Here is a 15,289-nt window from a genome sequence, read left to right as displayed (position 1 = left end):
ATGCATTTCTCACCTAAATGGTAATTCTGTATACGTCTTAAGCATCAAATACTGTTGTCTGCTTCAGCACCAGTTTCCCTCCAGCTTCAATTTCAAGCTCATAGATGCCATTCTCATCCAGTTCACATAGACAGGCACTTCTGCTGAGCATCTCGCTTCCTTTCACCCATTCAGGAATATGAAGTTTCGTATGGATCCGCCGGTCCGCGACAAGTTCTGCCCGGAAGAAGCCCGTGCTCCGATTCCATGTACAGGACATTCTACCTCCTGGTATGCACCAGTCATGAATGGAACCTCGTACCCACCGTTCTGGCAATGCCGGCAGCAGCTTGATGCGATGTTCTGACACATAGAGCAGCATTTCCTGTACTGCATTAACCCAGCCCATATTGGCATCCAGCTGAATCGGAGCTGCGGGCATGGACATACATATTCCCATATTGCGCCAGTCATTATGCAAGGTATACCCATTACTCAGAACACAGGAGCGCGCAAGAATATCGAGACTTTCCAGCGCCCGCTCACCATTGCCAAGTCGAGCATATATGGATGACATATGTGCAAGGGACCAACCACTCTGAGCACCAAGCCTTCGCTGATCAACTGCTGTCTCGAACGCTTGGAACAGTTCTGGCTGTTCTTCATGGGTGAGCTCCTGTCCTGGAAAAACAGGATACAGGTGTGAAAGATGACGATGATCACGTCGATCTTCAAACGCAGGATGCAGCCATTCTTTCACAGCTCCCTCCGTATCAATTAGATAGTCGGGCATATGCTCCAGCATGGCTTCCCAGCACGGAATCTTAGTCGTATGCACTCCAGTTAGTCGACTGGCTGCAATGACATGCTGTAGCAGTTCTTTAATAATAGCAATGTCCATGGTGGCATTAATGGCTGTAGGCATAGGATGCGCCAGTGGCTGTCCATGCTTAGGCATAAAATTCTCAGGTGTATTCTCTGGCGAAACAGACGGGTATATCTTGTATTTTCCGTCTTCACCCAGCACCAGAAAATCTTCATAGAACTGAAGAGCCTCCTTCATGAAGGGCAAGGCTTCCTCCAGCAGAAACTGCTTATTCCCAGTGAACTGATAATGTGCATAATAATGTCTGGCGATCCATCCTGCTGCTCCCGTCCAATTCATGATTACTGGAACAATCTGGTTAGGCACGCCGATACCCGGTGTTGTTCCAGCGGGAATGTAAATCCCTCGGCAGCCGTATAACTTACGAGCATTGTCCCGAAAGTCATCTATTAATCCGTTGTAATAGCGGAACAACGAACGATTCAGATTGGATAAACCACCTACGTCAGTGTGCCAATACATCATTTGTACATTCTCATTCGCCATATTGTGGCCCCAGATCAAGCGATAATCTCCACCCCACAAGCCGTATAATCCAAATGGCAATCCGCTATGTTCAGAGGTTCCACTGATAAATAGATATCGACCATAGGCCCACATTTTGCGCACGAACCCTTTAGGTGCTTCACCTTCATAGGATTCCAGAAGCAAGTCTTCATTACAGCGCCCGTCATCCGTTTTATCATCCAGATCTAGCTCAGCGGACCGAATCAACGGTTGATGCAGTGAGATATGCCGATCCAGCAACGTATTGTAGTCGCTCTCAAGCGATGCGAGTTCCTGCTTCAACCGTGTCCATTCCTGCGCTCGTCTGCCCGTAGCAAACATTTTAACAAGCACAAGCACTTTTCCAGAGGTATGGAAATGAAGTTGCCTGCTAAGCATGTCTTCGTTAGTTTCGCTTTCCTTTTGTTGATCATGACTCGCACCAGGGATTTCGTTCAATTGGATCAGTCGCAGCACCGCTCCGTAGTCCTGTCCATCGTCATTTTGCCCGCCATAGCACAGGTAGTCTCCACTATGATCCCGATCGATTCTTATCGTTATAGACGACTTCAGTACGTTGAACTCATCCTCTTCTCTTACCCGGTCGCCCTGCGGGAATTGCAGGCCTATCGTCCCCGACAGCAGTGAATGCTCAGCCGAACCTGTTCCCTGCGAACTTGCTACATCTTTCACTCTATGAGTCTGGATCTCGTAGACAATACAATCGTCTGCACGCGAGACGAACAGACTTCTTGTATAGTTGTGACTTCCGTCCTGCCAGCGTACCAGAACTTCCCCTGTGTCCATATCCAGTTCCCGCCGATATTTGCGAAAAGCGTTATTACACGTCATGCCCACCGTCATGGTAGCCAGTGGATATCGGGAGGACAGCCTGGACGCGTAACCTTCTGCTTGCAGTGTACGGGTCAGATGCCAGCTTGCTTCTAAATATCGTTCCTCATCCATTAACTTACGGGTTTCTGATAAGGTATGACTGACATCGGGCAGCTCATCTTTGCGCCCCCAATGCCATAATTCACTGTGCTGCAAGAGCACAGTTTCCGCCTGAATTCCGCCTTGCACTGAAGCACCAAGTTTACCGTTTCCAGAAGGTAGCGCTTCTCGCCACATCCCTTGCCACCAAGAAGAGGGATATTTCATCAACAACTTGTTCCTGTCCGGCCGTATGCCTGTAGTGTCTGTCTGGTCCTTGTGTTGGTTCACGCTTCTTCCGCCCCAAGTCTCTCCATCTCAATACTGGCTAGCAAGAACGGGGCTACGCCCATTTGCACATCGCTAACGACCTGTTCACTGATGTAATATTCATAAGAACCGTCTCGATACTTCTTCCCACCGAGTCCGGCACCGTGACAGATGTGGTGCAAGTGCACCCCTTTTTCATCTTCAGTGACTAACCGCTTCAATATTCCTGCATAGGCATGATCAACGACTTCACGGTCCAGTTCAGCTAGATAATGTAACCGGATGCCTTTTGCGAGTGCATAGGTCAGCATACAGGAAGCAGAGGCTTCCAGATAATTGCCCGCTCTTCCGTTCTGATCCATCACTTGGTACCAGAGTCCACTATCATGATCCTGAACATGAGCAATCGCGTATGCCATTCGTTCAAATATGCCCATAATCTGTCCGCGCTGTGGGTGATCCACGGGAAAGTGCTCCAGTGCATCCACAACGGCCATTGCATACCATCCCATGGCCCGGCCCCAAACATGAACGGATCGACCAGTATCTTGAGCGCACCAGCGTTGTTCCCTGCTCTCATCCCAGGCATGGTGGAGTAAGCCATTACGCGGATTACGGGTCTTTCGCTCGATCAACAAAATCTGTCGTGCCACTTCATCGAAGCTCTCGGGATGATCGAAGGTGCTCGCATATTCCGCCAGAAAGGGTGAAGACATATAAATACCATCCAGCCACATCTGAAACGGATATATTTTTTTATGCCAGAATCCACCTTCACTTGTCCGTGGCTGTCCTTTAAGCTGGTCAACCAGGTGCTGAATCGCCTTAACATATTTGTCATTGCCTGAGTTCTTCCACTGGCTGAACAGATTTTTGCCTTCATTGATCATGTCCAGATTGTAATCATTCAACTGGTAGGTCCGAATGGTACCGTCATTCTCGATGAGGTCATCCATGTGACGCTGGACAAGTTCCGCGTAGCGGGTTTCTTGATTCCATTCGGCGGCGCGTTCCAGTGCCATCAGCGTCATCCCGCCAACGTAGCCCCATTTGCCTGCAATCTTGGGATGATTGCCATTCTGGCATTCGGAAAGCAAGGTATCTGCTATTTTGACAGACATTCTGCGTTCCTGTGTCACTGCCTTTGTCGAAGTTCCAACCATATCGAAATCCTCCTTCTGATGGATTATGCCATCTGTACCGTTCATTCGGGGTTTAACGTTCTGATGATTACATCAAAGGATGAAGACCTTCCCACTTCACAGTCCAGCTACCATCCCGTGGAAATCCCGGATTTGCTTGTTCTCCTGCCCCTGTCCAGCCGGCGGCCATCATGGCGACAGCGGTTAGGAGACCACCGTTCCCGGGAAGATATGCCCACAACCCTGCTCTCTGATAGTTGTGTCCATTAGGCAAATACGTGTTCTTCGTGGCATCCATCATCAGGAAATCCACTGCAAGCTCTGGTTCATTCAATCTGGCTGCGGTCATCGCGCACATCGGAAAATCCCAACCCCAGGCGGTTTCCCAGTCCCAGCATTCCTTGACCTTGAGCAACGTATTTCTCATGATCTCCGGATCTATTAATGAACCTGGCAATAGTCCAAGTGCTCCAACCATCGAGGGATGATCATGGTTTTTAACGGTGTAAGTGTCCGGACAATTCTCGTGTGCGAGATAAACTCCTTTCTCATGTAGAGGTTTAGCCATGTGTGAAGCCACTCTTCGCCAGTCTGGATTGGCTGGATGATTCAAACGCTCTGCCCACAGGATGGCTATCTCCAAACCGAATTTCCAGTACTCCAGTTCATAGGGCGGATTCAAACTATCGCTCATGGCGTGATTCTCCTGCGCAGGGATAAGCGGCGGACCTAGCAGATACACTTGCCTTTTCCCATCCCAATGGGCATAGGAAACCATAAATTCAGCCGCTTCAAATACGATATCCTTATACCTTGTTAACATGGCAGGGTCAGGCCGGGACAGATAACACATCTCAGCTAGTGCCATGGGATGTGGTTGCTGCCAGATCAATCCCGGAGCTACCGGCGACGGAGTCTGACGCCCGTTATAACCCACCATTTTGGGCCATCGCGCGCCGACATAACCTTGAGAGCTTGCCAGTTCTCGGGCTTCTGGCAGGATGGTCAGGTACCAGTCCATACTCTTGCACAACAGATCGGTCCGATTCCAGAGCGGAAAATGCGCTGCATGCCACCAATGCATCTCCAGATGCATTTTGCCGAACCAGCTGTTATACATATATCCGGTCTCTTGCGGTGGCATGGACCCACCACTGTGCACCGCACTCAGGAACTGGGATAGGACCACTCTGCGCTCCAGTTCAGCGGCACGCGGATCCGTACTGCCTTCAAAATCAATTACTCCGCCATCATTCCAGAACTGATTCCAGTGGACCGAGCTTGATCGCAACACTGTATCTGCTGGCAAGGTTTCCGGCTTATGTGCAGCAAAAGATACACTGCACGACCAGATGTCCGAGTCTGGTACGGCCTTGGGAGATAGTGTGAATTCATGATTTCCTGTCTGTTCCAGTTGGCCTGCGTCCCAGATCCATTCCAATGCATACTCATCTTCATCCAGCACACGTTTCAATGATGCGGAAGTCGAAGTGACCGATGTCAGCACAGTAGAATGTCTGTCATGTTGCTTCCAGTCGGGGAATACTGATTTTGACCAGCTCCGGTCTGTCATATCAGGCGATGGAAATACAACAAACAGTTGCAGACGCTGCTTACGGATTAATTCGGATTGTACACGAATGGCTATACAATCGAGCCGTGGGTCACAGGCTGTCTCTACTCGCACTTCTTCCCCCTGCACGGTAAATTCACTGTGCAGAATTCCGGTCCATAGAATCAATTCCTGACGTACCGGGACGACATGGGTGACGTCCGTCTCCTGACCATCTTCTCCTAGCAAACGAAATGAAATGCGTCCAAGCTGAAGTCGATGCGGGTTCTGCCTAAGCCAGTGATAGGCTTCTTCCTTGTCTTCGGGCTTCATGGGGTATGGCACTTTGCGGCCATATGTCTCAAATGCCTGATAGACAATATCCTCATCTCCGAATACATGATGACCGCCCGTATAATGCCAACCCCAGTTGGATTGTGTACCAAGAGGTATTTCATACAGATCTGGATATGTCTGTAGTCCCGTAAAATCAGCACTGAATGCAAATTCTCCATTACCTACAGATAAAGGCGATCTGGGCTCAAGCTGCGTTAATACCGGATGATTCCTGGTGACGACTGATTGTCGATCCATCAATGGGTCTGCCTCCTTATCATTCTATGGGGTTCAACTATGGATCAAGATTCCCGTACTACACCCTTGCGGCTTCGCATTATCTCCCTGTACTTGCCCGGTGTAATGTCTTTGTATTTTCGATACACACGAATAAAGCTGTTCTCATGCTGATAACCCACCATCGTTGCGATCTCGGAAATTCTGTAATCCGTATCCAGCAATAGTTCACAGGCACGTTCCATCCGAAGCTTAGTGAAATATCCGTGGATGGTATCACCCATTTCCTGTTTGAACAACTGGCTTGCCAAACTGCTTCCGATCCCGGCATGCTCGGCAATCTCCTGAATGCTTACCGGGTCTTCCAGGTGCTTGTTCATAAACGTAATCATCTGTTGGCACAGTATGAAATCCTTGCTAAGCATAAGGCTACCGAACCAATCAGCCAAACCTTCGATCTGGCTTCGCAGCACTTCACAGACAGCCTCCAGATGCATGGTCCGCATATCCACCATTTCAAGTCCGCAACCTTCTGTCTCACGCTTCTGGCGAATACGTTCAAGTGTAGCTGCAACAGCTTCAAGAAAGGCCAGCGCCGATGAAGGATGCCACTGCTCGTGGGTCATTCGACCGACTATCTTGTCAAAAGTTCTCAGGGCTTCTTCACCCCTGCCTGCTTCGACGGTCTCCGTCAGTTGAGTCATGAATTCATGTTCTTCCAATGTGTTCTCGGTCGGTTGCAGACCCGAGATCTCGTCAAATGAAATAACTCGTTCATACCCCTGGTAGAATCTGTAATCCAGCGCACTCTCCGCCTCATGCATGGCTCGCTGAAGTCGCATGAATCCGTCGTGCCCCCTGCTTACGCCGCTCGACACCTGAAACTTGAGTAAACGAGGAATCATGCCAATGGTCTCTCTTATTGCTGTCGTTATGCTCTTGCTACCGCCAGAATGAAGCGGTTGCAGCATCACGAGCATCCGGTCTCTGCCCAGATCGGCTGATAACACTCGCCATTGTCCAGACAACAGTTCAGCTATGATATTACCAATGGCAAATTTCAGCAGGGAGTGATCTGACTTCCTAAAGCGCTCACACCAGGCCTTATAATTGTCAATCGACAACATGGCAATAGAGAGTGGCTCATCGCTCCAATCCTTGAAATAACGGCACCATTTCTCGCTAATTTCCCGACTTCCTGTCATATGTCCGTTATAGATATCCGTCAGAAATTTGGATGAAGCTTCCGGAAGGGTCTGCCTGAGATTGATGGCCTGCTGAGCATGATCCGTTAGCAGTTGACCCGTTATTTTCTCCAGATCAATCTGCTCCGGATGGATTCTCTCCTGGTCGTATCCGCTGAGCAGTTGTCTCATGCGTCTTACCGGTCTAAAAGCAGCTGCATTGTAAACTGTGATCGTAACCGCTCCTGCTACAAGAGCCAACAAAGATACGATAAAAACAATATTGCGGATCTTCTGTGCATTAGCCAGGAGACTGTCTTGTGATATCACGGACAGATAACGCCATCCGGTGTACGGTGAAATGGTCTGTGAAGCCAGTAAAAGCTTACCTTCATGTTTAAACTCACCAAGCTTTTCACCATCCAATTGGGTGAGTACATGACTGACCGCTTCCTCTCCGACGGCATAATTGCCGAGATCATATAAAGGCTGGTTGTTGGTGTCGAGGATGAACCGATGGCTGTCAAGGTCGGAGACGGATGAGAGCAGCATGTGCTCGAACATCTTCTCTGTCTTGAAATTAACTGCGATAATCCCTTTCAACTCGCCAGCGATCATTATTTTTCGGTAAAGTGTAATTTGCGGCATGGACGCACCAGAAGATGTGGAAATCTCACGTTGTTTGACCAGCATGGGACGCTCTTCAAGTTCATCGGCAACGCTAACCCAATCCGAATCCGGGAAATTAACCTTGCTGGAGCTGTAGCCTTGTGGGAAGGAAACAATGCTCTCTCGATTCATATCAAAAATGTAAGCGCTCTTAATAAAGGACGTACTACTGATTAAGGTTTCCAGAAATTGTACCAGTTCCGTAATATTGCGGTATGATCCCTGTACTTCATTGGTGAGAAATCGGTATACATTACTGTTCAGTGCAATTTTCACTGCAATCTGATCACTTTCCCGGATCACTTCATCAATATCATTCATGCTGATACGCAGCATCTGGTGTTGCGGCTCACTTAATTCCTGCTGTAACACCGATTTGGAAGAATAATACGTCGTCATCCCCACCGCAATAATAATCATGAAGACAACAACAGTCAGAATCAGCAGCAGCCGGGTCTGGGTATTGGTGACATTGAATTTTAGCCACTTTAAGAAGGAAAGGGTCACAATTATCCCACCTCATATGCAATATACCGATATTATACCGTTCCCATATGCCCAATACGACCCGGTCCAACAGCCTATTTTCTCCCTCTAAAGAGATGATTTCTCCAATTTCTCCGGTGTTCCAACCCTTTCCATAGCGAAAACCGGCGTGTTTATCTGCCATTCTTGCATGGAAATAGTTTCAAGCCCAGCAAGAAGTACAATGCCGATCCCATGGGTATCATTCAGATTCCAACCCAGTTCATGCTTGTAATAGTGATTCGTGAAGGAGTAGCTGGAGCCACGACATACACTGTATACATTGCCTCTTTTATCAATTGTGCGCTCCGAAATCCCCTTCCACCCTTGATACGCCGCTTGTGCATAGGGTTTCGGATCCAAAAGCCAGCCCTTTCGCACCCCTCGGGCATACGCATAGATGAACATGGAGGTACAGGATGTTTCCTCATACGACTCCGGGTCCGTTAATACCTGATGCCACAGTCCGTTTCTGCCCTGCAATGCCAAGTACCCTTCACACAATTCCCTGTAGAACTGAATGAGAACTGTATAGGATGGATGCTCTTGAGGAAGGGCCGTCAGCAGCTCCGATATAGAGAACAACACCCAGCCGTTGCCCCGACCCCACGGGGTCCGTGTTGGCTCACCTCGCTCCACATCGAATACATGGGACATGATTTGACGCTCTGGAATATACAGATACTTTTTATACAAAAGAACCTGTCTTGCCGCTTCATCCAGCAGCTTATCGTCACCCGACCATTCGGCGTATCTACACAGGAACGGGATGCTCATATACAGATCATCACACCACATCGTGTTATCCATTGATCTGGAGACACCAATCTTGCGGTATAAAGTGCCATCTTCCAGACGGGACTGTTGATGCAAAATATAGTCAGCGATATGAGCTGCCGTCTCTGAAACGCCGTCCAACTTGCGTTCCCGATCGGCAAGCAGCATGGTGGCGCCGAAAGATCCACAGTCGTCCAGGCTGTCGATATGGGAGAGCTGATTATTCAGCCCAGCTGCACCATAACGCTCTCTGTCCCATAAGGAGTAGCTGAAACGTGAAGAGGCAAATTCAATGTGATTCAGCACGTAATCTCGAATATCCGATCGCTGACCTGCTTTGCCGAGCTGAAGCAATCCGTATAATGTGACGCCTAGGGGATAGTTCCATCGGCCGAACCATTCATTTTCCAGAAATGGACGTACCTCTCCGTCTGGCAACTCTGTTCGCCAGTATACATCTTCACCTGTTCCGCTACGAGCAGTCCGCTTCATCTTCTGGCAGGAAGCCAGATCAATCTCCTGTTCCGCTTGAAAAGAACCCAGGTACAGCCACTTGCCTCTGTGCCCTTTCACATCCAGTGCGGGTGTCAACATCTCATCTGTAGTTGCATCCATACGGAATCCCCAATCCCGGTCTCCACATACACAGTTCGCTGTCAGATCTTGCGCGGCAGCAGACAATGGCAGTTCCAAGCAAAAGCGTCCGGCCTGCTCTTGGTGGAATACCACCTTACCCTCCACCGAGAATTCAATCGGGCTGTAAGCCTCACCAGAGATTAGCACAGTCTCCTTGCCACATTTCGTACCACTTATCTTCGTCCATGCATACGCAGACATGCCACGGGTCAGTCCATACATCCGTGCCAACTGTCCATAAGGCGATGCCTTCTCGGGGGCTTCCTCCCGTGGCAACCAGTTAACGCCAGTGGCCTTCTCTCGCATGGGGCCAGAAGGAATTTCCGACAACGGAAAATCTAACGGCTCGCTGTAGAGCCAGCCTTCTTCCCCATCTCGTTCGAGCGAAGGCACAATGAAGTGGAGTGGTTTGTTCTTCCGGGAGCCAGTGCCAAACTGGCCACCTACCCCCTTTTCCCCTAATTTGAATTCAAGAACGAAATGATTCCAGCCTCTGACCATTCCACATTTCAGTTTCAGAACAGGTATAGCTGGATATTCCTCTTCAGGTGCAGAACCGTAGATCAGCACACCATTATGATATAGCCTAACAGGTCCGAAGCAGGTGATATGAAAAATAAATTCCTGATCACTGTCACTCCACAGTTTGGCCCATGCATAGACCTGTTGTCCTCTCTGCATGTCGGGGAATAGATCCTCCAATGGAAAATCATAGCGGTGATCATTGGACTTGCGCACAAGTCCTGGCCTACTCACTCTGTAGACCGGGGGATGCGGAGGATTGGCTCCAATATATCTTCCCGCAATGCTCATCAGGGCGTGCATAACGTCTTCACCACTGTGATAAGCCATGCTCTCCTCCGGTTCAAAATACACAGCTCTGCTCATGTCACTTCTCCCTCCCTTTGTGCGTGGGCACTCTGCTGTTCCAACCACCAAGCACTTCGTCTATGGAAATAGGCCGATGCTCTTCCACAGATCGCCACACTGCTTCTCCAGCGGCAACGGAATAAGCGCCGTCTTCAGCGCCAGACAGAATTCGGTAAGGGCGTCTCTTATCTTCGCCGAGGAAAATATCCTCCAGCAGCAGTGGATCTCCTCCTCCATGTCCGCCTTCACGATGAACAACATGGATCGTTTCTTTTGAACCAAAGAGCGGAAAGTAATCGATCGTCTGGACGGGTGTGGGAAAAGGCGTCCGGGCCGGCATGTGATACTCCAATGTTTCTAGCCTGCCCTTCGTGCCATTTACCGCCAAACGGTACCCTTCGTATGGAAGTGAGAAATTGACCGAATAACTCATCAGCGCGCCGCCGCTATATTTCACGGTTGCGGCATACGTGTCTTCAATCTCAATGGTGGAATCGAAGATACACTGGTCGGGACGGTATGAAGTGTAGGGAAACTCCTGCTGGCTTGCTGTACCGAGTTGGTTCAGATGGTCATCCGGTACCCGAATCTGACGACTCCGGGACGTCCAGCGGGAATAATAGGCGCAATCTTCTGAGACATGGCATGTACGGCAATGTCTTCCGTCCTCCTGTGCCGGATTCCATTCGCCTTCAGCCCCGTAATAGTTCAGTGCTCCATAGGCAAAAACTTCAACTGGCTTTTGATTGATCCACCACTGGACCAGATCAAAATGGTGAGTACTTTTATGGACCGACAGACCGCCCGAGAATGCCCGTTCACGGTTCCACCGTTTAAAATAACTGGAGCCGTGATGGGTATCGATATACCAGTTAAGATCGATGGAAGTGACGCGACCGAGTTTCCCCTCCTGAATCAATTCCTTGATGCGCATGTGGATCGGCATGTACCGATAATTGAACGTTACGATGACGCTGCCCTTACTCCTTGCTTCTGCTTCAAGAATGCGTCTGGCATCAGCGCCTGTAGTCGTCATCGGCTTTTCGGTGATAACATCGAGATCCCGCTCCAACGCGGCAACAATATAGTGGGCATGAGTATCGTCCCTGCCAGCCACGATGATACAGTCAGGCCGAGTCTCATCGACCATGACCCCGAAATCCGAAGCGCCATATACCGATACTTCTGTGTGCTCAGGAAAACGGGTACGATAGACTTCAAACCGTGCAGGATCTCTATCCAGCAGGGCGACAACCTCTGAATTATGAGAGAACAGCTCATGAATTGGTTTTGCAAATTGTCCCAATGCTCTGCCGCTGACCCCACATAGGGCATATCTCTTTTTCATTTTCTCACCTTCTCATACCATTCCTGTACACGCTGGGTGACCACTTCGCCCCCGGAAGCATTCCATTTCTTCACATATTCATCATAAGCCTCGATTGGCAGCTCGCCGATGACAATCTTGGTCAATACCTCTTGAAACAACTTGTGAGACTGGATATCAGGAAAACCTTCATACACAGAGGCTGGCAGACCGTCACCCGCAATTTGCCGTGCATCGGCAGTACTGACTTCGAACATGTCTTTGACCATTTGCTGCTGATCTTCCGGATATGTCTCTTCAATTCGCTTATTCATGTCTTCTGCTGTAGTGAGATTCTTCATACCCAAGGCAAGCGGTTTGTTGTCAGCAGGTGGGAGAATGACTTTGCGTCCATCCTTGACTTCATGCTGCTCACCTTCAAGACCAAAGCGACCGAACTCATCATTTTCAGGATTATAGAAGAAGTCCAGCAGCTTCAGCGCATTTGGCGCATTATCCTGTTTGGTGGCTGGGATCATCCATTCCGGTTCACCCATGCTCTTCTGGGTGACAAAAGCTTCAAACCCTGCGGCTTTGGGTAACGGCATCGCTGCAATGAAGGCATCTGGTGCCTGGGTCAGCATCGCATTGTACCGATCTCGCACATTTGCAGGCAAATGGTACCAGCTGCCTACGAGGTTATTATTGATTTTGGCCTGCCACACTTCCCCTTTGTTCAGGAAGGTTTCATTGTCCAGCAGTTTTTCCACATATAACATGCGAATGAACTTGATTGCTTCCCGCATATTGTCGGTAGTTCCTGCGTACTGGATCTTTCCATCGTATTCATCCCATTCGGGATAACCTTCCCACATCGCTACCCCGTACATCGCAAACAAATGGTCCATCCATCTGCCGAATTCCCTGCCGCTTGTTGGCAGTTCATCCGGTTTGCCGTTGCCATTCGGGTCCTTGTCACGGAAAGCTGTGAGCAGCTCGACATAATCATCAGTGGTCTTTGGCATCTCCATGCCCACCTTATCCACCCAATCCTGACGAATTAACGGTGCACGTTCAGGCACAAGGAATACCTTGGGTACATAATAGATTTTGCCATCAGGGGAAGCAGAGCGAACGATATCCCAAGCTTCCTGAGGAATACTCTCCCACACATGGGGTGCATATTCAGGCAGGAGTTCATCCAGTGGTAACGCGCCTCCCTGCTGAATCAGTGTCTGCTCAATGCCTCCAATCGGACGCAGGATATCTGGCAGTTCATCGGAGGCAATCATCAGGTTCAAGTATTCGGATGGCTCCGAACCGGGAGGCGTTGTAATGAGCTCATACTGGACCCCCGTCTGTTCAGCAATGTATTTCACATGCGGATTATCCGCAGTTGGCAAGCTGCCAACGCCCATATGGCTTTTGAATACTTTGACTTTTACAGCTCCACCACTGCCTTCGCCGTTACCAACGTCATTTCCGGAACTTGTAGTAGCAGAGCCACAACCAGCGACCAACAGCATGGCTAGACTGAGCATTAGCGGCATCATCTTGCGACTCAGTTGTTTTCTCATGGAATCATCCCCCTGAACATGGTTTATTCTTTCAGTGATCCGAGCAATGAACCTTTCACAAAATACTTCTGTAGATAAGGATACACCAAAATAATGGGAACGCTTGCAAAAAGTATCGTCGCTGCCTTTAACGTGGTTGTATTGAAGTTGTAATCCCCAAGAAACATATTTACCTGGGCCAGTTCCTCCGGGCTGGTTAAATACGCTCGCAGCTTCATCTGCAAAGGCCAGAGCCCTGGATCACGTAGAAACAGTACCGCCCGCTGGAACGTGTTCCAGTATCCCACCGCATAGAACAGACTGACCGTAGCCAGAACCGGCTTGGATAGCGGCAAATAAATCTGAAACAGAATTCGGAAGTCATGGCAACCGTCGATTCGGGCCGTGTCATCAAGTTCTTTGGGCAAGCTCATGAAAAATGTACGCAGAATGACCATATTAAATGTGCCAATTACACCAGGAATAATCAGGGACCAGATGGAATTCATCATGCCCAGCTCCCTCACCGTCAGAAAGAACGGAATCATCGGTGCATTGAAAATCATCGTAATTACGATGCCCAGCATCACTTGTTTGCGGATCATGAATTCTCTGCGCGATAACGGAAAAGCGGTCAACACTGAAAATAACATACTAAGCGCAGTACCTACTACCGTAATGAATACGGTTACACCAAACGATTGCCATAAGCCCGAGCTTTGTAGAATGTGTTTCCATGACGCAAAAGTAAAGCCAACGGGCCACAGAAATACTTCTTTGGAGTCTGCCGCAACCGGCGAACTCAGGGAAACCGCAAGCAGATGTAGCAATGGAAGGAGCATCGTAAAGGCCGCAAGTGTCAGGAAAATGTAGTTGGCGGTTTGGAACAGCTTTTCTCCAATCGTCTGCTTGATCATTACCACAACCCCTCTCCTGATTTTCTCGCAAGCCGATTGAAGACCCAGAGCAGAATGAAGCCAATCACCGACTGAAATAGACCAATCGCTGTTGTTACGCTATATTGCCCTTGCAGGACACCAGAGCGGTATACATACGTTTCAATGATATCCCCTACCGAGTAGGTCATCGGTGTCAGCAGGTTGTAGATCTGATCAAAGCCAAGTTCCAGGAAATTGCCGATATTCAGCAGGAACAGGGTTAAGATCGTCGGGAACAACGCAGGCAATGTAATGTAGATCGTTTGCTTCCAGCGATTTGCTCCATCCATCACAGCCGCTTCATATTGCGTGGGGTCAATGCCACTTACCGCAGCGAGGTATATAATCGTTCCCCAACCTACCTCTTTCCAGATGGAGGACAGGACAACAATAGGTCGGAAATATTGCTCCTGCTGCATATACAGGATCGGCTCGAACCCGAACCATCCACGGACAGCATTTACAAAACCACCCGAGGCTAGCACCTCAAACACGATCCCCCCGACAACAACCCAGGAGAGAAAATGAGGCAGATAAAACAGACTCTGCAAAAAGCGTTTGGCAAGCATTTTTCTCACTTCGTTGAACAATAGCGCTAGCAGAATGGGAGCAGGAAATCCGATCACCAGTTTGTATAAGGCAATCAGAGCTGTATTCCGAAGCACATGATAGAAATCCTGATACGTAAAAATAAACTTGAAGTTATCCAGGCCAACCCATGGGCTGCTCCATATGCCTTTCATAATCTGAAAGTTCTGAAATGCAATCACGCTTCCGCCAAGTGGAATGTACTTGAAAATAATATAGAACAAAATGCCGGGCAGGATCATGACATACAACATCCAGTGTTTTCGAATGTTACGCAGATAACTTGGTTTGACGGGTTTGTTGACTGTAACCCTGGGTTGCAACGTTGATGTTTCCGACAGCTCAGCCATACGATCGCGGGCCCCCTTTGACAGAATGATGGTGAATGACGAGCAGGCTCCTCTGTTCACATGTTAAGG

The 15,289-nt window shown here is 49.1% G+C and carries 9 protein-coding genes; all 9 read right to left on the bottom strand.

What is annotated here, in order from left to right; translation table 11 throughout:
- Positions 1 to 37: 37 nt before the first annotated feature.
- The 9 genes from NST33_RS14175 to NST33_RS14135 all read right to left on the bottom strand — a co-directional run bounded on the left by NST33_RS14175 (position 38) and on the right by NST33_RS14135 (position 15,124).
- Positions 38 to 2,575 (bottom strand): glycoside hydrolase N-terminal domain-containing protein, encoded by a 2,538-nt coding sequence (locus NST33_RS14175; RefSeq protein ID WP_339308402.1) that lies wholly within the window; start codon positions 2,573 to 2,575, stop codon positions 38 to 40.
- Positions 2,572 to 3,717, bottom strand: coding sequence for a glycoside hydrolase family 88 protein (locus tag NST33_RS14170; protein ID WP_339308400.1), 1,146 nt, complete (start codon positions 3,715 to 3,717; stop codon positions 2,572 to 2,574). The genes NST33_RS14175 and NST33_RS14170 overlap by 4 nt, the downstream gene beginning before the upstream one ends.
- Before the next feature lie 67 nt (positions 3,718 to 3,784).
- Positions 3,785 to 5,842, bottom strand: a complete 2,058-nt coding sequence (locus tag NST33_RS14165; RefSeq protein ID WP_339308398.1) for a glycoside hydrolase family 65 — start codon at positions 5,840 to 5,842, stop codon at positions 3,785 to 3,787.
- Positions 5,843 to 5,886: 44 nt separating this feature from the next.
- Positions 5,887 to 8,181: an AraC family transcriptional regulator gene (locus tag NST33_RS14160; RefSeq protein WP_339308396.1), complete on the bottom strand. Its 2,295-nt coding sequence runs from the start codon at positions 8,179 to 8,181 to the stop codon at positions 5,887 to 5,889.
- 87 nt (positions 8,182 to 8,268) lie between these two features.
- Complete coding sequence (locus NST33_RS14155; RefSeq protein WP_339308394.1) at positions 8,269 to 10,500, bottom strand: glycoside hydrolase family 88 protein; 2,232 nt, start codon at positions 10,498 to 10,500, stop codon at positions 8,269 to 8,271.
- A 1-nt stretch (position 10,501) separates the two neighbouring features.
- Positions 10,502 to 11,830, bottom strand: coding sequence for a Gfo/Idh/MocA family oxidoreductase (locus NST33_RS14150; RefSeq protein ID WP_339308392.1), 1,329 nt, complete (start codon positions 11,828 to 11,830; stop codon positions 10,502 to 10,504).
- Positions 11,827 to 13,365, bottom strand: coding sequence for an extracellular solute-binding protein (locus NST33_RS14145; protein WP_339308390.1), 1,539 nt, complete (start codon positions 13,363 to 13,365; stop codon positions 11,827 to 11,829). Before NST33_RS14145 ends, NST33_RS14150 begins: the two co-directional genes overlap by 4 nt.
- A gap of 23 nt (positions 13,366 to 13,388) precedes the next feature.
- Positions 13,389 to 14,258, bottom strand: a complete 870-nt coding sequence (locus tag NST33_RS14140; protein WP_083679484.1) for a carbohydrate ABC transporter permease — start codon at positions 14,256 to 14,258, stop codon at positions 13,389 to 13,391.
- Positions 14,259 to 14,260: 2 nt separating this feature from the next.
- Positions 14,261 to 15,124: an ABC transporter permease subunit gene (locus NST33_RS14135; protein ID WP_260632645.1), complete on the bottom strand. Its 864-nt coding sequence runs from the start codon at positions 15,122 to 15,124 to the stop codon at positions 14,261 to 14,263.
- Between the last annotated feature and the right edge of the window lie 165 nt (positions 15,125 to 15,289).

Origin of the sequence: Paenibacillus sp. FSL L8-0435, assembly GCF_037965655.1 — a bacterium.
In the GTDB taxonomy this organism is placed as follows: Bacteria; Bacillota; Bacilli; order Paenibacillales; family Paenibacillaceae; genus Paenibacillus.
The sequence above is the reverse complement of the archived record's forward strand: the minus strand, read 5'-3'. Positions and strand labels throughout refer to the sequence as shown.